This is a genomic window from Nocardia sp. NPDC006982 (assembly GCF_042869435.1).
GTDB lineage: Bacteria > Actinomycetota > Actinomycetes > Mycobacteriales > Mycobacteriaceae > Nocardia.
The window spans coordinates 332,090-358,678 of the sequence record NZ_JBIAFV010000003.1; the positions used below are offsets into that span (position 1 = coordinate 332,090).

General features: G+C 65.6%; 25 protein-coding genes and 1 pseudogene. 17 read left to right on the top strand and 9 right to left on the bottom strand.

Going from position 1 to position 26,589, the window contains the following annotated elements; translation table 11 throughout:
• Positions 1-237 precede the first annotated feature (237 nt).
• The 3 genes from ACFYOW_RS14915 to ACFYOW_RS14925 are packed head-to-tail and all read right to left on the bottom strand — an operon-like array spanning position 238 to position 3,660.
• A complete protein-coding gene (locus ACFYOW_RS14915) occupies positions 238-1,632 on the bottom strand; it encodes a GntP family permease (protein WP_387288101.1) in 1,395 nt (464 codons plus the stop codon).
• A complete protein-coding gene (locus tag ACFYOW_RS14920) occupies positions 1,629-2,888 on the bottom strand; it encodes an MFS transporter (RefSeq protein ID WP_387288102.1) in 1,260 nt (419 codons plus the stop codon). The genes ACFYOW_RS14915 and ACFYOW_RS14920 overlap by 4 nt, the downstream gene beginning before the upstream one ends.
• A 10-nt stretch (positions 2,889-2,898) precedes the next feature.
• The gene (locus ACFYOW_RS14925) at positions 2,899-3,660 is read right to left on the bottom strand and encodes a GntR family transcriptional regulator (RefSeq protein WP_387288104.1); all 762 of its coding nucleotides are present in this window, start codon (positions 3,658-3,660) and stop codon (positions 2,899-2,901) included.
• Between the two features lie 70 nt (positions 3,661-3,730).
• On the opposite strand from ACFYOW_RS14925, the gene ACFYOW_RS14930 reads away from it, so the two are divergent.
• The 13 genes from ACFYOW_RS14930 (at position 3,731) to ACFYOW_RS14990 (ending at position 18,186) form a co-directional block, all read left to right on the top strand.
• Positions 3,731-4,516 (top strand): amidohydrolase family protein, encoded by a 786-nt coding sequence (locus tag ACFYOW_RS14930; protein ID WP_387288106.1) that lies wholly within the window; start codon positions 3,731-3,733, stop codon positions 4,514-4,516.
• An 87-nt stretch (positions 4,517-4,603) separates the two neighbouring features.
• Positions 4,604-4,750, top strand: a complete 147-nt coding sequence (locus ACFYOW_RS14935; protein ID WP_387288107.1) for a helix-turn-helix domain-containing protein — start codon at positions 4,604-4,606, stop codon at positions 4,748-4,750.
• A gap of 39 nt (positions 4,751-4,789) precedes the next feature.
• On the top strand, positions 4,790-5,161 hold the full coding sequence (locus tag ACFYOW_RS14940) for a hypothetical protein (RefSeq protein ID WP_387288109.1): 372 nt from the start codon (positions 4,790-4,792) through the stop codon (positions 5,159-5,161).
• Positions 5,162-5,793: 632 nt separating this feature from the next.
• Entirely contained in the window at positions 5,794-7,062 is a 1,269-nt protein-coding gene (locus ACFYOW_RS14945; RefSeq protein ID WP_387288111.1) for a PucR family transcriptional regulator, read from the top strand.
• 1,293 nt (positions 7,063-8,355) lie between these two features.
• Positions 8,356-8,901: an MSMEG_0572/Sll0783 family nitrogen starvation response protein gene (locus tag ACFYOW_RS14950; RefSeq protein ID WP_387288113.1), complete on the top strand. Its 546-nt coding sequence runs from the start codon at positions 8,356-8,358 to the stop codon at positions 8,899-8,901.
• 9 nt (positions 8,902-8,910) lie between these two features.
• Positions 8,911-9,969, top strand: a complete 1,059-nt coding sequence (locus ACFYOW_RS14955) for an MSMEG_0568 family radical SAM protein (RefSeq protein ID WP_387288114.1) — start codon at positions 8,911-8,913, stop codon at positions 9,967-9,969.
• A gap of 1 nt (position 9,970) precedes the next feature.
• Positions 9,971-11,449 carry an MSMEG_0567/sll0787 family protein gene (locus ACFYOW_RS14960; RefSeq protein WP_387288116.1) on the top strand — a complete coding sequence of 493 codons (1,479 nt, stop codon included), beginning with the start codon at positions 9,971-9,973 and terminating at the stop codon, positions 11,447-11,449.
• Positions 11,446-12,360, top strand: coding sequence for a carbon-nitrogen hydrolase family protein (locus tag ACFYOW_RS14965; protein WP_387288118.1), 915 nt, complete (start codon positions 11,446-11,448; stop codon positions 12,358-12,360). Before ACFYOW_RS14960 ends, ACFYOW_RS14965 begins: the two co-directional genes overlap by 4 nt.
• Positions 12,353-12,673, top strand: a complete 321-nt coding sequence (locus ACFYOW_RS14970; protein ID WP_387288120.1) for an MSMEG_0570 family nitrogen starvation response protein — start codon at positions 12,353-12,355, stop codon at positions 12,671-12,673. The genes ACFYOW_RS14965 and ACFYOW_RS14970 overlap by 8 nt, the downstream gene beginning before the upstream one ends.
• On the top strand, positions 12,670-13,938 hold the full coding sequence (locus ACFYOW_RS14975; protein ID WP_387288122.1) for an MSMEG_0569 family flavin-dependent oxidoreductase: 1,269 nt from the start codon (positions 12,670-12,672) through the stop codon (positions 13,936-13,938). The genes ACFYOW_RS14970 and ACFYOW_RS14975 overlap by 4 nt, the downstream gene beginning before the upstream one ends.
• Before the next feature lie 9 nt (positions 13,939-13,947).
• Positions 13,948-14,802 (top strand): carbon-nitrogen hydrolase family protein, encoded by an 855-nt coding sequence (locus tag ACFYOW_RS14980; RefSeq protein WP_387288124.1) that lies wholly within the window; start codon positions 13,948-13,950, stop codon positions 14,800-14,802.
• A 13-nt stretch (positions 14,803-14,815) separates the two neighbouring features.
• Complete coding sequence (locus ACFYOW_RS14985; protein ID WP_387288126.1) at positions 14,816-15,925, top strand: MSMEG_0565 family glycosyltransferase; 1,110 nt, start codon at positions 14,816-14,818, stop codon at positions 15,923-15,925.
• 1,496 nt (positions 15,926-17,421) lie between these two features.
• Positions 17,422-18,186 carry a hypothetical protein gene (locus ACFYOW_RS14990; RefSeq protein WP_387288127.1) on the top strand — a complete coding sequence of 255 codons (765 nt, stop codon included), beginning with the start codon at positions 17,422-17,424 and terminating at the stop codon, positions 18,184-18,186.
• Between the two features lie 730 nt (positions 18,187-18,916).
• On the opposite strand, the gene ACFYOW_RS14995 is transcribed toward ACFYOW_RS14990, so the two are convergent.
• Positions 18,917-19,276 (bottom strand): hypothetical protein, encoded by a 360-nt coding sequence (locus tag ACFYOW_RS14995; protein WP_387288854.1) that lies wholly within the window; start codon positions 19,274-19,276, stop codon positions 18,917-18,919.
• A gap of 490 nt (positions 19,277-19,766) precedes the next feature.
• Positions 19,767-20,306, bottom strand: coding sequence for a helix-turn-helix domain-containing protein (locus ACFYOW_RS15000; RefSeq protein WP_387288129.1), 540 nt, complete (start codon positions 20,304-20,306; stop codon positions 19,767-19,769).
• Positions 20,307-20,364: 58 nt separating this feature from the next.
• Between ACFYOW_RS15000 and ACFYOW_RS15005 the strand changes: the two genes are divergently transcribed.
• Together ACFYOW_RS15005 and ACFYOW_RS15010 are read left to right on the top strand one after the other, a co-directional pair.
• Entirely contained in the window at positions 20,365-21,681 is a 1,317-nt protein-coding gene (locus ACFYOW_RS15005; protein ID WP_387288130.1) for a serine aminopeptidase domain-containing protein, read from the top strand.
• A gap of 6 nt (positions 21,682-21,687) precedes the next feature.
• Positions 21,688-22,212: a hypothetical protein gene (locus ACFYOW_RS15010; RefSeq protein WP_387288132.1), complete on the top strand. Its 525-nt coding sequence runs from the start codon at positions 21,688-21,690 to the stop codon at positions 22,210-22,212.
• Here ACFYOW_RS15010 and ACFYOW_RS15015 read toward each other — a convergent pair.
• Positions 22,196-22,615, bottom strand: coding sequence for a heme-binding protein (locus ACFYOW_RS15015; RefSeq protein ID WP_387288134.1), 420 nt, complete (start codon positions 22,613-22,615; stop codon positions 22,196-22,198). The two genes, ACFYOW_RS15010 and ACFYOW_RS15015, sit on opposite strands and share 17 nt — an antisense overlap.
• 96 nt (positions 22,616-22,711) lie before the next feature.
• Here ACFYOW_RS15015 and ACFYOW_RS15020 point away from each other — a divergent pair, with 96 nt between their 5' ends.
• Complete coding sequence (locus tag ACFYOW_RS15020; protein ID WP_387288136.1) at positions 22,712-23,143, top strand: MarR family winged helix-turn-helix transcriptional regulator; 432 nt, start codon at positions 22,712-22,714, stop codon at positions 23,141-23,143.
• Between the two features lie 233 nt (positions 23,144-23,376).
• On the opposite strand, the gene ACFYOW_RS15025 is transcribed toward ACFYOW_RS15020, so the two are convergent.
• The 3 genes and pseudogenes from ACFYOW_RS15025 to ACFYOW_RS15035 all read right to left on the bottom strand — a co-directional run bounded on the left by ACFYOW_RS15025 (position 23,377) and on the right by ACFYOW_RS15035 (position 25,280).
• Positions 23,377-23,703, bottom strand: coding sequence for a recombinase family protein (locus ACFYOW_RS15025; RefSeq protein ID WP_387288138.1), 327 nt, complete (start codon positions 23,701-23,703; stop codon positions 23,377-23,379).
• 10 nt (positions 23,704-23,713) lie between these two features.
• A pseudogene (locus ACFYOW_RS15030) lies at positions 23,714-24,118 on the bottom strand (transposase family protein); the annotation flags it as partial.
• A gap of 142 nt (positions 24,119-24,260) precedes the next feature.
• A complete protein-coding gene (locus ACFYOW_RS15035; RefSeq protein ID WP_387288140.1) occupies positions 24,261-25,280 on the bottom strand; it encodes an AraC family transcriptional regulator in 1,020 nt (339 codons plus the stop codon).
• Positions 25,281-25,421: 141 nt separating this feature from the next.
• On the opposite strand from ACFYOW_RS15035, the gene ACFYOW_RS15040 reads away from it, so the two are divergent.
• Positions 25,422-26,474: a saccharopine dehydrogenase family protein gene (locus tag ACFYOW_RS15040; protein WP_387288142.1), complete on the top strand. Its 1,053-nt coding sequence runs from the start codon at positions 25,422-25,424 to the stop codon at positions 26,472-26,474.
• Positions 26,475-26,589: the final 115 nt, after the last annotated feature.

Sequence of the window (26,589 nt, forward strand, 5' to 3'; positions counted from 1 at the left end):
CGGCCGCAGCCATGGCGTGGGATCCGAACTCCCGCCGTGAAGCCCGGGCAGCCGACGACGGTGCCGCGATGCCATTGTCGAGTGTGCGATCCCCCCACGACAATTGGCCCCGCCGATCTTGAGGCGTCGCCCGCCAGATACCGACGTTGCGAGATGCGTACCACGCTCGGGACGCGTACGCCCAGCTCCGCGCCGCCGCCGGCTGTTACCAGCCCCTCGACCAGCCGCACTGCAGGCTCAGGTGAAGACCGATAAGGCCAGAGTCATTGCGAGGCCGACGACGCTGACCAGGGTCTGCACTACGGTGTGGGTTTTGGTGGCGTCGTTCAGCGACATTCCGAACGACTCTTTGACCAGCCAGAATCCGGCGTGGTTCACCCAGTTCAAGCCGATGGAGCCGGCGCCGATGGCGACCACCAGCAGCGAGGCCTGCAGGCCCCCGTGGGTTCCCACGAGTGGGGCGACAATGCCTGTGGCGGAGACGATTCCGACGGTGGCCGACCCGGTCGCCAGTGACAGCAGCAGTGCGAGCAGCCAGCCGAGCAGGATCGGGCTCAATGACATGCCCCCGGCGGCGGTCACGATGGCCTTGCCGATGCCGGAGTCCTTGAGCACCTGCGCGAACGCGCCACCGCCGCCAATGATCAGCAGGATCCCGGCGATCGACTTCAGGCTGTCGGTGAGGGTTTCGCGGATGTCCTCGGTGGTGCCAGAAGATCGGGGAATGGTGACGGCGAGTGCGACGACGAATCCGGCGAGCATGGCCATGACGGGTTCACCGAGGAACGTCAGGAAGGTTCGAACGGAATTGCCCTCGGAGAGGGCGATTTCGGCGAGCGCGCGCAGCAGCATGAGCGCGACCGGTACCAGCGCCGGGACGACGGCGAACCGGGTCGACATCCGCGGGCCAGCCAGCGTGCCCGGACCGTCACCGTGGGCCGAGCCGGTGAACTGTGCGAGCACGGTGGGATCCGGGTGGACACCGGGCAGCCGCGGGGCGATCCAGCGGGCGTAGACCGGACCGGCGATGACGATTGCCGGTATGGCACAGACGAATCCGACGACGATGGTGAGGCCGAGGTTCGCGTGCAGACCCGCCATCGAGGTCAGCGGCCCCGGATGCGGCGGCACCATGCCGTGCAGGGTCGCGAGCGCCGCGATGGCGGGCAGGCCGACGAGCAGGTAGGGCGAGCCCTGGCCGTCGTTTTCGTCCTCGAGCCTGCGGGCCACGCTGAAGATCAACGGCAGCAGCACGATGAGACCGACCTCGAAGAACATCGGGATGCCGATCACGAAGGCGGCGGCGGTGACCGCCCACGGCAGCATCCGGCGGCCGGCCCGGTCGATAATCGACTGGGCGATGGCGTCGGTCGCGCCGGATGCGCTGAGCAGCCGCCCGAGCATGGCCCCGAACGCCAGCGTCACGCCGACGTCACCGAGCTGGCCCCCGGCGCCATGCTCGATCGAATCGGCGATCTTGCCCAGCGGTTCCCCGGCGACCAGCGCCGCCAGCACGGAGACGATGATGAGCGCGACGAACGGATGCAGCCGCAGCCGGGAGTTGATGAGGAAGATCAGCAGTCCGATCGCTGCGGCGAGGTCGAACAGCAGGATCCAGGTGTGACCAGTCACGACAGTCTTTCCTTGGGGGAGATTGGTTTCGCGGTCTCGTCGGGGACATCGGGCAGCCCGCGTTCACGGGTTTCGGGTAGGCAGTAGGCGGCGGCAGCGGCCAGGGTGTAGGCCAGCCCCGCGAAGACGGCGATGCTGAGCGCCAGGCCCAGCCGGTCGGAGAGGTAGCCGACCAGTGCGGGGAATGCGGCGCTGACGAGGCGACCAGCGTTGTAGCAGAAGCCTTCTCCGGTGCCGCGGACCTCGGTGGGGTACAGCTCGGCGAACAGAGCCCCGAGCCCGCCGGGAATGCCCGCGGTGAAGAAACCGAGCGGCGCACCGGCGATGAGGGTGGCGGCGGGACCGAGGTCGATGAGCAGATAGGGCGGCAAGGTCAGCAGACAGCAGAGCGCGAAGAACACGATGTTGCGGCGCCGGCCGATTCGGTCCGACAACCAGCCGGAGGTGAGATATCCGAAAAACGACGCGGTGATCAGCACGGCCAGATAGCCGTTGCTGGCCAGCACCGTCAGCCCACGGTTGCTGCGCAGAAAAGTCGGGAGAAATGTGGTCAGCGCGTAGTATCCGCCGTGACTGCCGAGCCCGAGCAACGCTCCGAAGATGGTGGCGCGCAACAGGTTCGGGCGGAACAACGCCAACGGGGAACCGCTGCCTCGATGTCCGGCGCGAACGGGCGCGTCGGTGACACCGCGCCGGATCGCCACCACCAGTAGCGCGGGCAGCACACCCAGCCAGAACTGCACCCGCCATACCCATGGTGACGGCAGCGCCACGACCAGCAGCGAGTACACGATCAGCGAGATACCCCAGCCGACAGCCCAGCCGCTCTGCACCGTACCGAGGACCCGACCCCGGTACCGGGTGCGGACGAATTCGCTGACCAGGACCGCACCCGCGGCCCATTCCCCGCCGAAGCCGATGCCCTGCAGGCTGCGGAAGATCAGCAGTGAGGTGAATCCGTTCGCGAAACCGACTGCCGCGGTGGCGATCGCGTACCACATGATGGTGATCCGTAGGACGCGGGCGCGTCCCCAGCGGTCGGAGGCGGCCCCGGCCAGCCAGCCGCCGAACGCGGTGCTGATCAGGGTGACCGAGGAGATGAGCCCGGCGTCTCCTTTCGACAGGCCCCACAGGCTGATCAGGGTCGGCAGGACCAGGCCGTAGATCTGGGCGTCCGCCGCCTCCAGCGCCCAGCCGCCGAAAGCCGCCCAGAACGCGCGCCGACCGGCCGGTGGGGTGTCGCGATACCACTTCATGACGCGCGCCCTATTTGATTTCGATGCGGTACCGGAAGTCGCCGGCCCGGCCGCGGGAACGCCGCCATTCGACGGAGGTGCCGTCATGGGCGCGGGCGGTTCGCTCGATCACCACCAGCGGCTCGTCGCGGCGGCATCGCAGCAGCAGCGCGTCGCCCGCGCTCGCGGTGTCGACGATGAGGATCTCCTCCGCCGCGGCGATGACGACGTCGCAATGTCGTTCGTAGGCCGGGTAGAGCAGATCGCCGAGGTTGTCCGCGCCGACGTCGACGAGTGCGGCGAACCGCGGCAGCGGCAGCCAGATCTCCTCGATCAGGAACGGAACCTCGTCCCGCAATCGCAGGCGGTGCAGCCACAGCGCCGCGGCTCCGGTGACGAGGCCGAGCGCGGCGGCAGGTCCCGGGGGTACGACACTTTCCCGGAAGTTCAGGATCCGGCTGGATGGAATGCCTTCCTGCGGTTGCCCGTAGCGGAAGAACCGGAACAGGGAGGAGTCCAGGCTGGCGCGGCGCACAAACGTTCCCGCGCCTTGCTGCCGCTCGAGCAATCCTTCATCGACAAGTTCCCCGAGGACTCTGCGCATGGTGCCCAGCGCGACCCCGTAATAAGCAGCGAGGGCGCTCTCGGCGGGCAACGCGGTGCTGGGATTCCATTCGCCGGCTTGGATGCGGGTGGTCAGCACATCGCGCAGGCGGGCGTGCAGCGGCAGCCGCGAATCGCCACTGTCCAACTCGGCACGGCCCGGTGTGACGCGCGTCTCTCGGTGAGGCATGGCGGAAACTATGTCACATAATCCTCTATAGGTCTATAGCTCTAAAGGAATCGCGTCGAAAGGGGCGTCCGTGCACGCAAAGGGATGGATCGACACCCACGCCCATGTCTTCCTCTGCTCTCTGCCCGCCGTCCGGCACCCGCGATATTTCCCGGACTATGACGCAACGCCGGACCGCTACTTGGCGCTGCTCGACGAGCACGGAATCGCCACGGCCTTCCTGATCCAGCCGAGTTTTCTCGGCTCGCGCAACGAATTCCTGCTCGACTGTCTCACCAGCCGGACGGACCGGTTCCACGGTGTGGTCGTGCTCGACCACCCTGGGGATATCGGGTCACTTGACCGTGTGGGCGTGATCGGTGCCCGGATCAATGCGATCGGTGGCGAGGTCCCTGACCTGACCGGCCGCGCATGGCGGCAGCTGGGGCGCGAACTCGCCCGGCGCGGCCAGCATCTCGAGGTGCAGGCATCTACTATCCAATGGCTGGAACTCGTCCCGGCACTTGCCGATTGGCCCTCTGCCGTGGTCATCGACCATCTAGGGCTGCCGGGGACACCGGCCGATGAGCTGATACTGCGACTGAGCCGTCGCCAGCATGTCTGGGTCAAGGTCTCGGCACCATACCGCTCCCTCACCGGAGCTGCCGAGGCGATGCTGAAACGACTGCTCGACGAGTGCGGACCACAGCGGTTACTGTGGGGCAGCGACTGGCCGTGGACCCAGCACGAGAGCGGCCGCACCTACGCCGACTGCGTGCAGTGGTTGTCCAGGCTCGTCGAATCCCCCGTACTGCACGACATCATGGCCACGAATCCCGCCCGGCTGATCGGAGATCGGACCGATGGCCGACTGTGAACCGCATCTATCGGAGCCGGCGATAAGCACCGGCTACCAGGGACGTACCGGAACCGCTGGTCGAACCCGAAATTCGGACCGCAGCAGGTGAGCCTCGCTCGGCAGATGTACGACGAACTCGACGAGACCGGTGAGCGCCGCTACACCGTCGCGCAGATCGCCGTCGAGTTCGGTGTCACCCGCCCCACCATCTACCGGCATTTGTCGGCTGCCACCGCGAAGACGCTGTCGTGACGGTGCCCGGGGTGACCAGTTGGACGGACACCGAAGGCGATGAGCCGGCGCAAGGTGCTGTGGTCCATCTGCACGACGGTGTGCGCCCATGACCTGCGCCGCCGCGGATGCCTACATCCCGTTGCGGACCGTGCAGCCATGGCTGCGCTGCTACCAGGCAAAGGGGCTGGCACGCCCCGGGACATGGTGGTGTGGCCCCGGCGGCGCACCGATCTGCAGCTGGCGCAGCTGATCGAGGCCATGAGCACCCACACCTGCGCCGCTCAGGCTCTGGCCAAAATCCAACGGCACGCGATCCTCACCGCATTCGCGAAAAGGATTCGCCGCATTCACGTCGGCGAACCGAAACGGCACTGGAACAACGTGATTCGCGAAACGCTCCCCGTGACCGAGCTCGACCTAGTGGAGTGACCCTCAAAAACGCGCGTCGGTCGTGGCCGCGGCGGCGGCGAGGCCCAACTCGAGGATCTCCTCCGCGGTTTTGCGCCAGACGAATGGTTCGGGCCGGCGCTCCATTGCTCGATCCAGGCTGTGATGTCTTTGTCCAGTGCCGCAACGCGCTTGTGTGGACTCCGCGGCGTAGGAGTTGGTCGCCCGCCGCATCCTGATCGGTTGCCTACTCGTCTTAAGGATCTTCTGCAACCGGCGTCCCTCCCCCGGGGACAGCTGCCGGGCGAACACTTCCGGGTTACGAGCCACCATCAGCACCCAGCAGCATCAACTGCCGCGACTGCACGAGGTTACCGGACCGACCTACCTGGACGAGGCACTAAATGCGCACTGAGGGTGTGGATACACGCCGTCCATCTCGCCGTTCGCGCTCGTTTCGGCGGCCGTCTCCTGGTCGTGCTCGACTCACTGCTCGCCGACGTCTCGGCACGCTAGTCGCAGCTCTAGCCGACCGCAATTGTGAACTATCACTATCGCTTGTCGACCGCCCCTCCCGAAGTATCACATGACTCGGAGTAAACGGTCCTTACGAATCTAGTTCTGGTTACGCTGGTGCAATAGTGCAGCTAACAGAGATTGAAGGAAGTTCGACTATGTCTGTCACCGCTCCACACCGGCAAGGACTCACTGTATCCGGTCGTCCCATATCGTCGCCGTTGAAAGACGTACGGGCCTTGTCGCGGCAAATGGTCGGACATTTCGTCGAAACCGTCGCTCCCTGCGGCACCTTGCCCGGTGACGCGATCCACGGCGACATCACCATCATCACACGCGTGTGCTTGGAACTGGCCGTCAGCATGCTGGACGGCAGCAACATTCCGGAGAAGACCGAGCGGCTCGAGAACGCCGCGGCCCAATGGGCTCGCGAGGGCGTGCCCATCGATACTATTCACCACGCCATCCACGAGGGCTTCAAGATCGGCTTCGACCTGGTGGTGTCCACCGCCTTGGCTCAGCAGTGTGCCTCCGGCTCGGCCGAGACCGACCCGATGCTCCTCAGCATGGCCGACTACCAAAGTATCCTTGACAGCGCGAAACTCGTCGTCGAAATGCTCGACACCATGACCACGGCGGTCTCGGTGGCCTATGTGCGCGAACTGCGCGCGGTCGTGTCGGAGCACCACACCGCGGTGCACACGCTCACCTCGGCGCTGCTCGGGGGCCACCCCACCTCCACCATGGCCCGCGAGTGTGGCATCGACATCTCCGACCGCTATCGCGTAATAGCCCTCGCCGTTCCTTCCCACCCGGACGAGTCCAACCCGATGCTGGACGCGAAAGTCGTTGCCCGCCGCAAACTCCGGCGCGTGCAGGCGGAACTGGCCACGCGCTGTGACGACGCCGTATTGTCGCTGCTGTCGATCGATGGCGGCACCCTGCTCATCCCCGCCGATCACATCACCGAGGGCACACTGAAGGAACTGATCGGGCAGCTGTCGCGGGCCGCGCGCGTGCCCATCACCGCCACGGCGGTCACCGCCCCCACCGACACCGTGCCCACCGCTGCCGATCAAGCCCACGAACTACTCGACATGGTTACCCGGTTGCGGTCGGTGCCGGGTCTGTATCACTTCGACGATCTGGCCCTGGAATACCAGCTCACCCGTCCCGGCCCCGCCCGCGAGCATCTCGGGTCGCTGCTCGATCCGCTGGACGAGCATCCGGAACTGCTGGAGACCCTGCAGGTCCATATCGCGCACAACCTGAACCGCCAGCGCACTGCGCGGCTGCTGCACGTACACACCAATACCGTGGACTACCGGCTCAAGCGGATCGGTCAGCTCACCGGGTTCGATCCCACCCAGGCGAGCGGGCTGTGGCACCTGCGTTCGGCATTGGTTGCCCATACTTACCGCAGGTGAGCCAGGTGTGGTCGAGCGGAGGCGGAATTACTGAATTACTCCAGTCGATCAGTGTCCGCCGTTCCAGCCGTTGCGGCACGGCTGCACCCCATTGGCGAGCGCCACCAGGTGCTTCCAATCGCAAATTTCATACGGAACCGTACGCCTATAAGTTGCGAATATAGGGGCATTTTCGCGTTTTCTCACCCATGCTCGCCCCCGACCCAACCGATAGTACTTGTGCAATCAGAATCAGCAGGAGGTCGACATTGACAACGGCTGAAAACGCCCTGGAACAAAATCGACGAGTTGGAAACAAAACATGCACGATACGCGACGAACCGAAGCCGATGGATTGTGCGCGACATGGCGCCTGTTTCAGGACCACCTGATCTCCATTGTCGCCGTCCACGACGAATCCGGCGTCACGCCGATTGTATCTTTCGGCCCCGAGGACTTTCCGGATCTCGCACAAGCACGAGAACTCCTACCGAAAATGAACAAGTTGTGGGACGCGGTACGCCACGACTTCTGGTCCAAACTCATTCCGCCGCAACCACGGTGTCGACAATGGCGATGGACGTGATCTTGAAACCCCGCCCCCACTGCTGGGTACACATCCGAGTTGTCAACCAACGACCACCACCATGTGGTTCGAAGCGACGCAGCCGCAATGGGCCGGAGCTCTCAGCAACCCGACGCTGAAGAACTGGTCCGCCAGTTCCGCCAGTGCAGATATCGGAGCATGTTTCAGCGCTGCGCATTCCGGGATTCGTTCGCCTGGCACGACGAACTAGCACTTGCAGCTATGCCGCTGCATTCGGCCTCGGCGCACCGCGCCGCCAAGCGGCCGAATGGTCGCGCGATATGGCGCCGCTCACCGGCCACGCCGCTGACCCGCGGATCCCAGGCGACCTCGTCGAGGTCGGTCCGCATAGGACACCCCCAGTCAGGGACCTCCCGAGAGTTACTGCCGCTACCGGTTTCCCCAATGTTACGAACGGGCGCTGCACGCGGGTTCCGATTGTTAATTGACATCGAAAAGTCCTGGACAACGATTACACCGCGCCACCTTCACGGCAGCCCGAAACGCGACCCTATCCGAATTTCGGAGTGAAATCCATTGCTGCACAAGTAGTTACGTGAAACAACCCGACCTCCCGGATGGTGAATAGTCGGCAACTTCGTCTTCTTCCGGACGTGACCAACCCGAAATACCCCGGGCGTCAACTTGATTCATCGGTGAGCCGCTCCCCCAGCCGGCAGACGGCCCGTTATCGCCGATTCTCGTCACACGCACCCAGGAGATGAATCATGTCCGCACCCACCAAGTCGACAGCCGACATCGACAAGGCGATCGAGGAGAACATCGCCAAATCGTTGGCCGAGATCCCGCATCCGGCGCTGCCCAAAGGCACCAACATCTACGGGGCGACCAAGATATTCCCCGACTACCAGGCCGAGGCCGGGGAAACCTACTTCACCCTCGTCCACGGCATCGCCCACGAGTCGTCGGTGAGTTTCGTGGCGGTACTGCAGGCAACCCGCGCGCTGCGCAAGGGCTTCGAGTCGGCCATCTACTTCTACGGACCCGGCGCCATCAATGCGGTTGCCACCCGCGGCTTCCCAACCACCGGCGACAGCGGTTTTCCGGGTGAGCAGAACATCAACGACGCCTTGGCGACCTTCATCAAGGAGGGTGGCAAGGTATTCGCCTGCCGGTTCGGGCTGGCGTTGCACGGCGCGCGTGAGGAGGACCTCATCGAGGGTGTGATTCCGGCGCATCCGCTGGATGTGCAGGACGCGCTGATCCACTACGCACGCAAGGGCGCGATCATCAACTCCACCTACCAGGTGTAGGCCGCCGCCATGACCGAGGTATCCACACGAGTAGACCTCGCGCTACTCGGCATTCGCGTCGATGTGCCGGTGCAGCGCCGTTCCGGAGCCGGTCCCAGCGACGACGGTCATGTGCTGTTCGGGGGTGCCGGCGCTGCCATCCCCATCCGATCCGACAGCCCCTACACCCTCCACGGTGACCGGCTGCTGCTCGACGGTGCGGACCTGGGCGTATCGGTCGAGCCGGTGCGGCGGCCCCGGTTCTACGATCTGCGCACCGCCGACGGCGTCGCATACGAGCAGATCGCCAAGCTGCACGGCGCGGACGTGCTCGCCACGACCGTGGTACAGACGTGTATCCGGTACGCCGAGGACCAACGCTGCCGCTTCTGCGCGATCGAGGCATCCCTGGATGCGGGCCAGACGATCGCGGTTAAACGACCCGACCAACTCGCCGAGGTCGCGGCGGCCTCCGTCCGGCTCGACGGGGTGCGGCAGATGGTGATGACCACCGGGACCTCTGCCGGAAAGGACCGTGGCGCAAGGCATCTGGCGCGCTGCGTGCGGGCGGTGAAGCAGGCCGTGCCGGATCTGCCGATCCAGGTGCAGTGCGAGCCCCCCGCTGAGCTGTCGGTCCTCACCGACCTGCACGACGCTGGGGCGGATTCCATCGGGATCCACGTCGAGTCCCTCGACGATCGAGTACGGGCACGCTGGATGCCGGGTAAATCGACGGTACCGCTAGCGGATTACCAGGCGGCATGGGCCGAGGCGGTGCGCGTGTTCGGCCGCAATCAGGTCTCGACCTATCTACTCGTCGGTCTCGGCGAGAATCCGGATGAGTTGGTTTCCGGCGCAAGGGAATTGATCGCGATGGGGGTGTATCCGTTCATCGTGCCGTTCCGGCCGCTAGCGGGCACCCTCGCCGTCGACGTCGACGGCGCGATGGCACCGACACCGGAGCAACTCGAGGACGTAACCCGCAGGGTTGCAACGGAATTGCGCAACGCTGGCATGTTCGGAGCAGATCAGAAAGCCGGTTGCGCGGCGTGCGGGGCGTGCAGTGTGCTCCAGACCGCGGGAGCATGACATGACCACCACCGAAACCCCCGTCACCAAAACCCCTCGTGTGCAACGATCGTGGCTCGATGAATCGGCCCAGGCCAGCACACCGTCGCTGGATTACTGTGTGCTGTCCGGTCATCCGTACCCGGCCGAGCCGGAGGACGGGTTTCTGATCCGCACGGCCGATGGCATCCAGTTGGCCGCCTATCGGGCGCTGCGTCGCGAGAATTTCGTGGTCGAACAGGGGCTGTTTTACGGCAGTGACACCGACGACCTCGACGACGATCCACGCACCGTCATTCTGGTGGCGGTGGCGTCGGACGGCACAGTCCTCGGTGGCGTGCGTCTGGCACCGGTCACTGCCGAGGACATCGGCTGGTGGACCGGCAGCCGGTTGGTCGTGAACTGTGGCCGCCGCACCCGCGGTGTGGGCAACGCTCTGGTCCGCGCGGCCTGCGCCTACGCCGAGAGCAACAACGTGCTGCGCTTCGAGGCGACGGTCCAGGCGCGCTATGCCGCGATGTTCACTCACCTGGGCTGGAATCGACTGAGTGAGACCGAGATCCACGGCGTGCCTCATGTACTCATGCGCTGGCCGATCGACCGCATCGAACGACTCGCTCGGACCACCAAGTCAATGCTCGGCACGCTGCTGAACGGACTCGGCTCGCAACCGATGACGCTGGGCGGCACCGGATTCCGCGGTGACGACGGCGCACCTGTGCCCGGCAGCGACCTCATTGCCGCCTGTGATGCGATTCTCCCGTCGATGGTCGAACGCGATCCGGAATGGGCCGGGTGGTGTTCGGTGCTGGTGAACCTCAACGATCTGGCGGCCATGGGCGCAGAACCCGTCGGATTACTCGACGCGGTCGCGGCGCCCACCCGGTCGTTGCTCACCCGAGTCCTGCGCGGGTTGGCCCGAGCCAGCCGAACCTGGAATGTTCCCGTGTTGGGCGGGCACACCCAGGACGGTCCGGCCGCGCTGTCGGTGACCGCGCTGGGCCGCACGACGCGGCCCATACCGGGCGGTGGCGGACGCGTCGGTGACGAGCTGCGCCTCACCGCAGATCTCGGCGGCGGTTGGCGTCCCGGATACCAAGGCAGCCAATGGGATTCATCCTCTCACCGCAGCAGCGCGCAGCTACGGGCACTGGGCCGGTTCGTCGCCGACACGGCCCCGGCTGCGGCGAAGGACGTAAGTATGGCTGGCATCGCCGGTACTGCGGGCATGCTCGCCGAGGCGTCAGGGGTCGGCGTCGAGTTGGACCTGACACGCATCCCGCGCCCGGCGAATGCCGATCTCGCGGACTGGATCACCTGTTTTCCCGGTTTCGCCATGCTGACCGCCGATCGGGGCGGTGCGGCCATCGCTGACCCCGGCCCAGCCACCTCCGCGGTGTGCGGAGTGCTCACCTCCCCGCCCGGCGTGCGCCTGCGCTGGCCGGACGGGACAACCACCACAGCGGTGCCCGGCACCGTCACCGGATTGGGACACTCATGACCGAACTCACCATCTCCGTCGCCGCCGCCGAATTCGGCCGCGACATGGAGGCTTGCTACAGCACCATCGCCGGACTGATCGAGCAGGCGCGCACCCGCGGCAGCCGGCTGCTGGTCCTGCCCGAAGCCTGCCTGGGCGGGTATCTGCCCAGCCTGGGCGGCGGCGACGAAAGCGAAGAGGCCAGGCAACGCCGTCTGCGAAGCCTACCGCCCGCGCTCACCCTCGACGGGCCCGAACTGCGCCGGATCGCGGCCATGGCCGGTGATCTGGTCCTCACCCTCGGTTTCTGCGAAGCCGAAGGTGAGATGCGCTACAACGCCGCAGTCACCCTCACCGGCGATGGCATCCTCGGCTCCTACCGCAAGGTGCATCAACCGCTCGGTGAAGACCTCTGCTACGCAGCCGGATCGGAGTATCGCGCGTTCGATACCCCGATCGGGCGGATGGGTATGCAGATCTGCTACGACAAGGCCTTCCCCGAAGCCGCGCGCGCTCTGGCGTTGGACGGCGCGCAGATCATCACATCGCTGTCGGCGTGGCCGACCTCGCGCACCGCAACCGCCGAACGGCTCGAGGACGACCGCTGGACCCAGCGTTTCGATATTTTCGACCGCGCCCGCGCCGTGGAAAACCAGGTCGTCTGGATCGCCTCGAACCAGGCCGGCACCTTCGGCTCGCTACGGTTCGTGTGCAGCGCCAAGATCGTCGGGCCCGGCGGGGAGGTCCTGGCCACCACCGGCACCCAACCCGGACTGGCCACGGCCACCGTCGATGTCGAGCACGCGCTCGGACAGGCGCGTGGCGGGGGCATGTACAACCTGGGCGACCGGCGACCAGAGGTCTACCACAGCGTGGTCGCCCGCCACGGCGTCGTCGGCCAACCCGAGCAACTGGCGGCCGCTCATGCCTGAGATGACCTACGACATCCGCTGGCCCGACGGCAGCGTCCAGACCTGCTACTCACCATCGCTGGTGATCCACGACCATCTCGCGACCGGTGTCGACTATCCGGTCGACGAGTTCGTGCACCGGGCCTCGACCGCCCTGACCATCGCCGCCGAACGCGTGAAGGAGAAGTTCGGCTTCTACTGCACCTCGGCCATGCAGAGCCTGGACGCCATCGAATCGGCTGCCGCACAGGCGCGCACCACACCAGGTGCCGTCCGCGTGCTGTCGATGACCCCACCGTCCGTGCAGGCCGCTACTTCCGGAGGAAAACCGTGACCCCGCTTCTGGATTCGTCTCCTGTTGAGCACCACGATGTCGTCGTGATCGGCGGTGGCCAGGCCGGACTATCGATGTCCTGGCATCTGACCGACCGCGGCATCGACCACGTAGTGCTCGAACGCGACACCATCGCCCACGAATGGCGCGACACGCGCTGGGACAACTTCACTCTCGTCACCCCGAACTGGCAGTGCGTACTGCCCGGCTACCGCTACGACGGACCCGACCCGCACGGGTTCATGAAACGCGAGGAGGTCTACGCCTGGGTCCGCGGCTACGCCGACACCTTCGACCCGCCGGTGCGCGAGCACGTCACCGTCGCCGGGGTCACCCTGGCCGCTGATGGCGGATTCGATATCGAAACCACTTTCGGCCCTTTGCATTCCGATCATGTGGTGGTCGCCGTTGGCGGTTATCACACACCGACTCTGCCGCGCTTCGCCGAGCGGCTACCGAACTCGATCCTGCAATTGCACTCGGCCGAATACCGCAGCGCCGCAGACCTGCCCGAGGGGTCGGTACTCGTCGTCGGCACCGGCCAATCGGGCGCGCAGATCGCCGAGGATCTGCATTTGGCGGGCCGCCAGGTACATCTCGCGGTGGGTGGCGCACCGCGCGTGGCCCGCTTCTATCGGGGACGCGACTGCGTGGCGTGGCTACAGGATATGGGCCACTACGACATCCCCATCGAAGACCAGCCCGGCGGGCTCGGCAAACGCGAGAACACCAACCACTACGTCACCGGCCGCGACGGAGGGCGCGACATCGACCTGCGTCAATTCGCTGTCGAAGGCATGAGTCTCTACGGCCGCATGGTCGATGTTGTCGGCAGCACAGCGTATTTCGAACCGGATTTGGAGCAGGCTCTCGACGCCGCCGACGCGGTGGCCGAGGGCATCAAAGACTCCATCGACGCCTACATCGCCCGCGAGAACATCGACGCACCCACCGAAACGCGCTATCGCCCGGTGTGGCGGCCGGACCGGGAGGCCACCGAAATAAACTTGGCCACAAGTGATATCAGCTCGGTAGTGTGGTCGGTCGGCTTCCGCACCGACTACCGATGGCTCAAGGTCGGGGTCTTCGACGGGGAAGGACACCCCTGCCACAACCGCGGCGTCACCACCACCCCTGGCCTGTACTTTCTCGGCCTGCCGTGGCTACACACCTGGGGTTCCGGTCGCTTCGCGGCCATCGCTCGCGACGCCGAACACCTCGCCGACCGGATCACCGTCACCGCCCGCACCACCGCCGCTGCCTGAGACCGAACCATGGCAGTCACTCGAATCGCAGCCGTCGCAGCACATTTCGGCGCAGACATCGCCCGCGCCCTCGACAAGATCAGCGGGATCGTCGACCGGTTGGGGCGCGACGGCGTGAATCTGCTGGTACTGCCCGACGCGACCCTCGGCGGCTATATCGGCGACCTTCGCAACCCGGACCCGTCCACCGGGCCGGAGGCCATCGACCCCGACGGGCCGGAAATCCGGCTGCTGCGCCGCATAGCCGGAGCCATGACCATCTGCGTCGGCTACGCCGAGCATGCCGACGGTGCGCGCTACAACTCTGCGGTATGCCTCACCGGCGACGGCGTTCTCGGCCACCACCGCAAAGTGCACCAACCCGCCGGGGAGCATCTCGCCTACGCCGCCGGAGACAGCTTCGCCGCCTTCGATACCCCGATCGGGCGGATCGGCATGCTCATCGACTACGACAAGACCTTCCCCGAATCCGCACGAGCTCTCGCCCTCGACGGCGCCCGCACCATCGCCGCGCTCTCGGCATGGCCGGCCAGCGTCACCGACCGCGCCTCCCGCATGCCCAACGACCGCCAATCCCGCCTGTTCGACCTCTACGACCAAGCCCGCGCCGCCGAAAACCAGATCGTGCTCGCCTCGGCCAACCAAACCGGCATCACCGGCAACCTACGGTTCCTCGGCCAAGCCAAGATCGTCGGTCCCGGCGGGGACATACTCGCCAAAACCTGGTCCAAAGGCGGACTCGCCGTCGCCGACATCGACATCGACATCGAGGTCGAACGCGCGCGACGTGTGTTGCGGCACCTCGAGGAACGCCGCGTCGATACCTACCACAACCTGCTGACCGATAAAGGCGGCCGTCGATGAAAGACGAGCACTGATGCGGATCGCGCTGCTCACCTACTCCACCAAACCCCGTGGCGGAGTCGTGCACACCCTCAACCTCGCCGAAGCCCTGACCCGCCTCGGGGCCGCGGTCACCGTATGGACACTCGGCCGCGGCGGCGACGCAAGGCTCTTCCGCCCGATCGACCCCTCCGTGAGCCTGCGCGTCATCCCCTTCGACGGCATCGACGGTGAATCCGTGGGCGCGCGAATCATACGTTCCATCAACGTTTTACGCGCCGCATTCGCCTCGCACGACTACGACATCGTGCACGCCCAGGACTGCATCAGCGCCAACGCTGTCGACCACTGCATCCGCACCATCCACCACCTCGACACCTTCACCACCCCCGAACTCGCCCGCTGCCATGAACGCGCCATCGTCGAACCCTACGCACACATCTGCGTATCCGCCGCCGTCGCGGACGAGGTCCACACCGGCTGGGGCCTGCGACCGACCGTGATCCCCAATGGCGTCGAATACGACCGCTTCGCCACTGCGGCGACCGACTCCCCCGCCGCTATCGCCGCACGCACCGCATGGCAACAACGCCTCGGTCAGTACATCCTCGCCGTCGGCGGCATCGAACCCCGCAAAGGGAGCATCGATCTCCTCGAAGCCTTCGCCCTCCTGAAACACGACCAACCCCAGCTGAATCTCGTATTCGCAGGCGGCGAAACACTTTTCGACTACCGCGACTACCGCACGCACTTCGACACCCGCGCCACCGAACTCGGCATACATCCGACCGTCCTGGGCACCGTCCCACACACCCGCCTACCCGCCTTGATAGCCGGAGCCGCCCTGGTTCCGTTCTTCTCCACCAAGGAAGGCTTCGGACTGGCCGCCATGGAAGCCCTCGCCGCCGGCATCCCCGTCGTGGCACGCGATCTCCCCGTCCTGCGCGAGGTATTCGGCGACACCGTCCACTACGCCGTGACCACCACCGAAATGGCCAACGGCATGGCCAACGCACTGCGGCCCGACCCACGCCGAGCCGCGCACGGCACGGCTCTGGCCGCCCGATTCAGCTGGGAACGAGCCGCACAAGCCCACCTGGCGTTCTACCAAGCCCACTCCGCCGCCATCCCAACCGCCCGCTGACCACCCCCGTCTGAACGGAAACGAGTATGGGAATCCCCGCACGTCGAGGTTCACACGACGACCGACCGAGGTCATGCCGTCGATCTGCAGCCCGTCCAAATGCGGGAACAAGACCGCGAGCGGTCCAAGATCAGAACACCGGCGTCCTACGCCCTCGGCTACACCACCCAGACACCCAGCGTTGACGCACTCAAAGGTGTTGTGGCACAAAAATGTTGTCGACGGGGCCCACCAGAGGGCAGGTGTCACGCTGCCCACCTCCGCAGTGCAGATCGTCTTCGACCCCGGCTACAGCTACGGCAGCGGACTCAGCCTGCCGCAATACGCGCTGCATCTCGGAATCTGGAGCGGCGCAATAGGAATGATCTTCGGACCACTCGGCGGCATACTGGCCCACCGAAGGCGCGCAATGCTTGTTCGGAGGCACTTCCACCGACCAGGTCCAGCACCTGGCGTAAACGGGTCGTGCCGACCCTGGGGCATCCGCCGGTAGCGATGCTGACCAATGGCTCGGTGGATCGGGCGGTGGTCGGCTGGATCAGCGACGGGCCGGTAAGTCGACGGTCAAGAACACCCTCGCGGTGCTGGTGCGGGTGATGGAACAGGCTGTGCGCGACGATATTCGGCAATCCAATCCGGCGCGGGTGCGTGGATGCGTGTGGCCAACCGTGAGTCGTCTCCGGGATGTGCACCGTCGGAGAGGCTGGACGCGTCATCGACGAGCACGCCTACGCCGTCCCGGACTGGCGGTCGGGTGCGCGCGCCCGGGAGCTGACCTGCTTGAAGTTGGAGTGAGCAGGAAGCGAGCTGATCGCCCTGCTGGCTGAATCGGGCGCCCGGCTAAGCGAGGCTGTGAGCCTTCCCATCAGCGATTTCGTGCTAGGTCGTGGCGGCGCCGCATTCGTGGACATCGTCCCGCGCGCGGACAACGCGAACGGGGCGCGGGTGAAGATGATGCGGCCCCGGCGGGTTTATGTCGGTGCCGATCTGGAAAGACTGTTCGCCGACTATTTGACCTTCCTGGCTTGCCGCGCAACCGATCTCGGCCTGGCCTTGACGGTCGACTCACCGTTACTGGTGAATCTGGCCCGGCCACCGCTGCTGGCGCCGCTGCGGGAAGAGACCGTGCGCGACAAAGCAAACGCGTTGCGGCGCAAGCGGTTCGCGGCACGATCACATTGGCGCGCAAAGAGACTCGCCTCGAGTTCTGCTCGACTCCGAGAACACGGCGTTTGGCCCCCCAGGACCCGCTTGGACGCGGACGGGACAAGTCCGTCTCTCACATCCACCGAGCGCACAGTGGCCGATCTTGTCGCCGAGGGATGCAACAAGGCGGCATTGCGAATCGCCTCTCCGTGTCGAAACGTACCGTCGACAAGCATATTTCGAAGATCCTGGCCGAACTGGAACTCCGCTCTCGAATCCAATTCACAGGAGTCCTCACGAGCCCGCAGGCTCCTACCAGGATGTTGGAAGAGACCAAATACTCTCGCGATATGAGCGACATCACGAAGCGTGTTGACGTCCCGGAGTACACAGACGCCGAGTTGGTCGAAGGTGCGGAGCTCACCCGCGAACCGGCCTTCTGGCTTACTCACCTACTGGTGACGATGGGCGATCTCTCGGCCGACACAGATCAATACGGCGTCGCGGCGTCCGCGTTCGAGTCGATGCTGGAACGTCTCAGCGACGCCGAGCAGCCGTGGCCTGTGTTCCGGGTCGCCTTCGGCGGCGGCCACTCGGTCTTCGCCATCTATGCCAACTTCGAGGACACGAATACAGTCGAGTTCGTCGTACGTCACCCAACATGGGATCGTCTCGGGCATCTGGGGCAATGCGGGCCTGAGTCGGCTGGGCCGGGGCTGTCTTGGACGGAGTTGACCGCCATCGCGGCGAGCGTGCCAGAGAACGCGTCTGACGCCGCGGGCCTCATCGATCCGGCAAAGCGCCTCCTGCTGCTCTTACCCATGCTCGGGGACGCCGCCACCCCAGAGGACGCATGGGAGGTAATCGCGCACGCCCTCGTCCGCTGCGGGACACCAGACAACGTAGCGCCCCGGTTCGCACGCGAGCTGCTCGGGACCGACACGGGCGATGGGTATGCCGAACCGTCGTGGATGGTGACCGGAGAAAATCCGGTGCCCGTCTGCTCGTCGCGCTACAGCCCGCGCCAGATCCCTATCGCGCTCGGGATCACCCCGAATCAGGCCCAAGCCCTGGCCGAAGCGCTCCGCGGCGACGGCCCGTCGGAACCGATCTGAGTAAGCGTGTCCGGGGCCCCAACCACTTTGGGCTCGTCGGACCATTTAGCCAAGCCGCTATGCACCGCTTTACCACCGCTGGCAACATAGCTCGACTGTCACCAAGTGCAGCGTTAGCTTATGGGACACCCAACGAAAGGTATGTCCCCGATATGGATCTGGTCACGATGACTTTAGTGCCGGTTACGTCTTTGACAGACATCAGCAATGCCTGCACTAAAGCGTTTTCCTGGTAGAAAGCCCGTTATTTCGTTAGGACGAAAGGAGGTTCAGTATGCATATCGCTAACGTCTCCGCCGCCGTCGCAATCGCCGCAACGGGGCTAGCAATGAATTTCGGCGCTGCACCAAGTCACACCGAGGGCATCGCAGCGATGGGTACCATCATTTCGCCGACCGTGGATAGCCGCGCCGATGACCCGATCGGGGACCACGCGAGTGCGTGTGATCTTCCTGGAGTACTAGCCAACCCGGGCATGGCCCTAATTGCGTCGTCACCGGTTCGTCCAGCTTCTGACGAAGCCAATCGCTGAGTTCTTGGCCGGTCGACGCCCGCGCGACGCCCTGTCAAGAGCTAACGCATGACCTGTGACAAATCTCCCTGGGCTGAGAAACGTTTCTGCGTACAAAGTGCGCTGATTCTCGAAGTGCGGCAATATGTTCCACCGTTAGGCGCCGAACCTGTCACGCGATCAGATGGCCGTTCACCCCGAAAATCGAGCACGCCAACCCTATTCCAGATCGGTCGGCTCGTGGGCGGTTGCGTCCTTCTCAGTGCGGCGTCGAGCGACGGCCAGCGTGAGCCTCATGATCATCTCGGTCTGATAGCTGGCGGTATCGCGCAGGGATGCGGGCCGAATCCCGAAGTCCGCCTCGTGTTCCTGATACATGACCGTAATGAGGCGGTCCAGTGCGCGCTCCATCGCGGCCTCGTTCAGCAATGGCACCGCCAGATCCCGCTGCACATAGCCGCACAGGTTCTCCACGATGCCCGTGGACTGCGCATCGTTGGCATGACGATCTGGTGCTCGAACCGGCGACCGGGTGATCGTGGCCGAGCACGAATTCGTCGTTCCCGGCGAGGCATTCACCGAATTTCTGTACGTTGCCGACTGTCTCGGGCGCGAGCGGCACTGCGGCGACGCTTGCCGTGGTAACCGAGTATTCCAGGCAGTGACAACTGCTGACTCAGAATCTTCATGGTCGTACTCCTCATCGCCACGGAGTGTCACTTCCCTGATGCCCTCTACACAACAGCTCGACGGGTGCAGAGGCACTGTCGACCAACGGATTCCGCGAGGGTGGCAGCTGTTCCGAAACGTGAACCTGTTGCGCGCCGGGCGTCTCGGCTTCATCGACTCGATCACATGGCCGTCCACCGGTGGGATAGCGCCATTCAGCGGAGCCGCCGTGTGCTGTCACGTCCGCGAATCGCCGGTCTCCGCAGTTCGGTGTGGGCGGGGATTCCTACGGAAACCGGGCGATGCGATACAGAGGAGCAGCGTGTCGTCTCGGTAGGTCAGGGCGAGTTCGTACCAATCGGAGGTACGGACAGTCCTCAGCCTGGCACCACCAGCACTGCTACTCCTCCAATGCCTCCTCGACCGGAAACAGGATGGGGCTGAGCAGATATCGCCCGCGGCCGGGGGCGGGTTCGTTGGTCATGCGGGGCGCGATCACCTGGCGCAGTTCCAGAATGAGCTGTTGCAGCTCCTCGTGGTCCAGCCACAGCGCGTGCTGCCGGTAGCCAACGAGATCCCGTGTCGGATTGGCATTCTCGCGGTCGAGGTAGGAGGTGAACTCCGAGATCAGCACGGCCATCGCCGTGACGAAGATCCGGCGATGATCCTCGACCGTGGCCGCCGCCGCCTCCTCGGCGCCGACCGCCGCCCGATCCGCACGCAGCCGATAGTGCCGTTCGACCGCGCCGCGCACCCGCTGTTCCTGCGCGACCTCCAGGATTCCGACCCCGGCCAGCGCCTCGACATGTCGGTACACCATCGCCTTCGAAACCCCGGGCACCAGGGCACACAGCTCGGCCGTAGTGAGGGTGCGGCCCCCGCGCAAGGCATGCACGATCCGCATCCGGGCGGGGTGTGCCACCAGCTCCAAAATATCCACTACTCAATGTTCTCATATCCTGCTACCGTTCTCACATAACGAGAAAGGTTGTAAGGTGATGACGACTCAGACCGACCCGGCAACAGCGGCGACGACGGTGGTGGCGATGCTGCGTGAGGGGCGCTTCGACGAACTCGAGAAGCTGTTCGCACCCGCACTGGCGGCGGCGGTATCCGGTGCCACCGTCCGGACCGGCTGGGCCGGGGCGATCGCGAAGACCGGTGCGATACGCACGCTAGGCGAGGTGACTACCGCGCCACTCGACGGCGACCTCACCCGAGTAGTCCTGCCGGTGCACTGCGAAAACGGCGGACTGGAGGTGCGGCTCGCAGTCGATTCGACCGGCCGGCTGCACGGCCTGCGGCTAGCGCCGCCGGCCGAATCGGGTTGGACCCCACCGCGTTACGCCAAGCCGCGCCGCTTCACCGAACAAGAGATCACCCTGCAATGCGGACCGCTCACGGTCCCGGGCACGCTGGCCCTGCCCCGCGGTGGCCGTAACCGGCCGGGAGTAGTGCTGATCTCCTCCGGCGCCAGCGACCGGGACGTGACTGTGGGACCGAACAAGCCGTTCAAAGACCTCGCATGGGGCCTGGCCAGCCGCGGAGTCGCGGTGGTGCGGTTCGACAAGGTGACCCACGTGCACACCCACATGCAGCACGAGCCCGGATTCACCATGGTCGAGGAGTATCTACCGAATGCGCTCGCGGCCGTGCGGCTGCTGCAGCAGCAGCCCGGGGTCGATCCCGCCCAGGTTTTCGTCGCGGGCCACAGTGGTGGCGGTAAGGCCGCGGTCCGCGTTGCCGCGGCCGATCCCTCGATCGCGGGTGTGGTGATGCTGGCCGCGGACACGGTCCCACTGCCACGCGCCGCGGCGCGCATATTCAGCTATATCGCTGATCTGGAACCGGTCACGGATATGACCGCGACTCTTGCAGGCACCGCCGAGACGATCGCCCGGACCGAAGATCCGGCCTTGTCACCCGAAACCCCCAGCGCGGAGCTGTTGTTCGGCTGGCCCGCCTCCTACTGGCTGGACCTGCGCGAGTTCGACCAGGTGGCCACCGCTGCGGCCCTGGACCGACCGATCATGGTGCTGCACGGCGGTCGCGACTATCAGGTCACCGAGGCCGACGACCTGGCCGGGTGGCGGGCGGGACTGGCCGGAAAGCCAGGCGTGACCTTCCGGGTCTTCGCCGCCGACGACCACATGTTCTTCTCGGGCAGCGGGCCCTCGGTGCCTGCGGACTATCAGGCGCCGCACCATGTCGACCCGGCGGTAGTGACCGCCATCGCGCGGTGGCTGGCCTCCGGCGTGGGTCGCGGGCCGATGACCCGGCCGATGACCCGGCTGATGGCTCGCCTCGGCAGGTGAGCCGTCGTGACCAGTCCGGCCTCCCGCAACACGGCGGCGCAACTGAACTGGATCATCGCCGCCTCCTCGTCCGGAAATACGCTGCCGGACAACGAAATCCGTGATCATCTCGTCCCCGGGCTGCTGGACTCGGGCGGAGCCGCGGGCCTCGCCGCCACCGTGGCCGCACTCGGCCCGCTCACCATCGGCGAGATCCGCATCGACCAGCCCGAGCGCATCCAGGCCCACGTGCACGGCACCGCCGCCGAACTGCTGCTGACGCTGCACGTGAACCCGTCCGGACTCGTCGACGACCTGGACCTGACGGTCCCGACGCCGCCTCCCGCCTCCAGGGAGGAATGCGATGCGCGGCTGTCGGCTCGCATCGACGAGCCAGTGCAGGAATCCGATGGTGAGCGCGTTGCTGCTCGAGTCGACCTGCGCGACCGTCGCTTGGGCACGTTCGCGCAGGTCCGAGCGCTGACAAGTGCGGCCCTACTGCCCGACCGGGGCCTGTCGACATTATGGTTGTCGACTACGTTGACGCGGTGACCGACAAGGAGTCGTGCCCGACATTGGCGCACTCGTCGTCCTGTTCGAGCGTCCCTCCAGCGATTGCGATCGCACCGACGACGACACCCTCGCGCCAGAGCAGCCGAGCGGCCAAGCCTGCCACGATGGGTGTTCCCGCTACCTCAACTATTTGCGCGAACACCGCGGGGTACGCCTGCTGCAGACCCATCAGGTCGCTGCCGTCGCGATGAAACAGCGCAACGCCGGCCGCCTTCGCCGGGGCGATGCGGGCCGACAGCGGATTTGCACCGTCCATGCGATCGAGAACCTGCAGGTGCCCGCCGGCGTCGACGATGGCGATCGTGACCGTCGCGCCGACTTCGGTGGCGTGTTCGCGCACGCGGTCGCTGACGGCCCGAGCTTCGTGCAAAGTGAGTGACATCGTCTCCACCTTCAATATCTTGGATCGACCAACCTTGGTCCGACCCAGCGTATACCGATTCGTGGGACGGACCAAGGGATCGGCTAGACTTCATGCATGCGGATGCACGAAGCGCCAACCCGTTTGCGCTGCAAACCCAGCTGGCTGCTCAACAAGGTTTCCGCGCGGGCGCATCGACTCATCGGAGAAACGATGGCCGCTGCTGGTGGACATGCCTATCACTTCGCGATCCTCGCCGCGCTGGACGAGTTCGGCCCCGACAGCCAGGTACAGATCGGCCAACGATGCGGAATCGACCAGAGCGACATGCACACAATGCTCAATGAGCTGGTAGAACAAGGCCACGTCGAGCGCACCGCAGACCCCGCCGACCGGCGCCGCAACCTGATCACCCTGACCACCGCCGGGCGACGACGACTCGAAGAAATGGACACGACACTCACGGGGACTCAACACGAAATCTTGGCCGCCCTATCGGCCACCGAGCGCGACAAGCTCACCGAGCTGCTCACCCGCATCCTCGACTAGATTGTCACGTCGGACCGACCCGATGCCAGGACGAACCGCTCCAACTTCACCCGCGACAACGACCCGAACCGAGCCGTACCCCAACCTGGCGGATATGGGCAGGAAGCGGTGCGTCCCCGCTGTTTACGGTTGTGGCGGGGAACTCGTGAGTCGGTTCATGAAAGCTGGCCGGGAGGCCACGGGGAAGGTCTACGGCGTACTCGTGGCGATGCCGCAGGGACACAGTTGGGCTCCTACTTCGTCGAGCGAATCACAGCGAACACGGGAACCACCCGGTCAGACTCCCGGTGGCGCGCGACGATCCGGTTGCGCCGCTCGGGACGGACGCACCGACCGTCGAAACGGGGGCCGCGCACGAACTCGACTTTCGTTCCGGCCCTGGTGAATTCCTCGATCAACAGTGCTTGGAGGGCGAACTTGCGGGCCAGCCGGTCCGGCGCATAGCACAACACCACATCGACACCGACCCCAGCGACGATGTCGCGCAGCCGTTCCAGCGACGGTCGGACCAGGCTGGCGCCGGAATGACCGTCATCGGCGAATACCCACTGCTCAGGCACCTCGAGCCCGAACAGGCAACGCGGCCAGCACGCGGACCGCGGCCCGGCCGGCCAGTTCTCTCACGATCGACCGCACCTGCCCGGTCAGCCGGGTCGTTCGCCGTTGGTAGCGTTCGAGCACGCCGGGAACCTGCTCACGAAAAGTCCTGCAGCACTGCGGTGTCGGACAGACCACTCGCCGGACCCGCACTCGCATGATCACCAGGCGGCCGTCGACGGGCAGATCGGCGACGGTCCTGCGATGGTAGCTGTGGACTTTCTCCGACACCGCGCCGCAGCGCGAGCACACCGCCGGGCCGGGTGCCGTCCCGGCCCGCACCACGACCCGCAAGCCCTCATCGACAACATCGTCGACAACCAGTGCCGACAGACCCGAGAACACCAGCCCCACAGCAACATTCGCCTCACACACCAGGGCATCGTGCCCTCACGCGGTCACGCTGCACCACCGGAATTGAGCCAGAGCCGTTAATCCGACACTCCCGGACTTTCGGATAGGTCATCGACGTGGGTTCCGAAAGTTTGATGCGGGTTTTGCAGGGTCGGCGTGTTCGGGTCTATTTTTCGGATTTGGTGGCGCGGGCGGCTGCTGCATGGGCTGGAGTGTGCAGGTCGGTCGTGGGTGCTGGATTCCGATCCGGTGGTTGGGCTGGAGGGGTTTGTTTACGGAATCGTCCTGGTGGGCAGCCGAATTCGCTCCTGAACGCGTGGGCGAACGCGAATTCGGATGCATAGCCGGCGTGTCGGGCAATGATCGAGATCGGGGTGTCGGTGTCGCGCAGTTGCCGAGCGGCGAGGGTCATGCGCCACCAGGTGAGGTAGGCGATGGGCGGTCGGCCGATCAATGTGGTGAATCGGCGAGCGAAGCTGGCCCGCGACAGTCCGGCGTGATCGGCGAGTTCAGCGATGGTCCAGCCGTGCCCGGGCGAGCCGTGGATCGCCGATAGCGCGGTCGCGACGGCTGGGTCGCGGAGTGCGGCAGACCACCCGGCGTCGGCGCCGCTGTCGGCGTGCTGGTCGAGCCAGCTGCGCAGGATGTGTAGCAGCAGGGCGTCCAGCAGCGTGCGCAGCATCGCATCGCGCCCGGGGTGATTGCCGATGAGTTCACCGTCGAGGAGGTCGACGATTGTTCCCGCTGGGGAGCGGCGCGTCGTCGGAGCGGGGAGGTGAATGACCTCGGGAAGATCGGCGAGCATCGGGTGTGACCGGCTTCGATCGAGCAGGTAGGCGCCACACAGCAGAACGGTTTCCGGCTGGGGTTCTGATGCGGGTGCCGGCGAGGCAGCCTGTCCGGGGTTCACCCGGCGCAGTGTCGTCGTGGCTGCGTGCAGTGGTGTGGCCGGGTCGTCTGCGAGGGCATGGGTGCAACCGCCAGGGAGGAAGACGATGTCACCTGGTCGCAGCACGATCGGGTGGCCGGTGGGTGGTAGAAACCAGCACGTCCCGGCCAGCACGACATGGAATCCGGCGGCGTCGACTGCGGGCAACTGCCAACCGAACGGTGCGCGATGGGTGACTCGTGCCGAATGTGGCTCGCCGACGCGCATCGCCGTGACCACGTCCGACAGGGGATCCATCCAGCAAGACTATCAACTTCTCATGTCATCGAGACGAATTCGTATAGATGGAAGATCTTGACGCATTGAACGTCTCATGTGATCGGTTTTAGGTTCGATGTGCTGCGTAGTCGCGCAGTCTGGCACGAATCAGGAGTCGATATGGTCATCGCTGTCTATGGCGCCAACGGCTATCAGGCCAAGCTCATCCTCGCCGAGTTGTCCCGACATGAAGCGGAGGTCCGGCTCATCGGCCGCGACCAGCAGCGGCTCGACGACGCCGCGGTCCAGGTCGGCATCCCCGATGCCGACCGCCGGGTGGCCGGTGCCGACGACCACGCCGCGTTGGTCGCGGCCTTGACCGGTAGCAAGGTAGTCATCAATTGCGCGGGGCCGTTCACCGTATCCGGGGCGGCGGTGGTCGCCGCGGCGATCGATGCCCGCGTCCATTATGTCGACACTGCAGGCGAGCAGTCGTATGTGAAAAGCATCTTCGACACCTTCGCCGCAGACGCCGAGCGCGCGGAGGTCACGGTGGTGCCGGCGACCAATGACGGCTGCTTGCCGGGGGATCTGCTCGCCCATCTTGTCGCCGAGCAGACCGGGCCGCTGGCCGAGATCACGGTCAGCCACCTCATCACCGGTGGTGGCGCTCCCTCGCGGGGATCGTTGCGTTCGGCGTTGGCGACCATCGATGCGATGACCGCAGGCGGGCTGACCTATCACGACGGGTTGTGGCGCACCGGGGTCGCGGCACGGCACGAAGCGATCGTGCTGCCTGACGGAGCGTCCGTGGCGATGGCAGCGCTGCCGCTGTGCGAGGTCGTCACCATTCCCCGACATGTTCGGGTCGACCACGTCGAAAGCCTGGTCGAGGCCACCCTGAAGGCCCGGCTCGCAACACCGGTCACCGCAGAGCTGATCGAGAGCCTTCCCGAAGGCCCGACTGACGGCGACCGCGCCGTCCAGCATTTCACCTACCTTCTCGACGCGACCGACCACGCCGGCCTCCAGACCCGAGGCGTGATCCGCGGCATAGACACCTATGGCACCACCGCTGTCGTCGCGGTCGAAGCAGGCCGGCGACTCGCAGCAGGCAATGCTGCCGCCGGAGTGCTCACCCCAGCACAGGCATTCGATCCCGCCGACTTCCTCGCAACCTTGTCCGAACACGGGCTCGGGTGGACGATCCAGACGACCTCGACGGTCGGGTGATACCGATTGTCACGTGGTCAGCGGAACCTGAACTTCCGTCGGCGGCAAGGGCTAGGCGTGAAATAGGGGCGTTCGCTGACCGACCAGGGCGGCGGTCGCCGAGAACGCCACAACG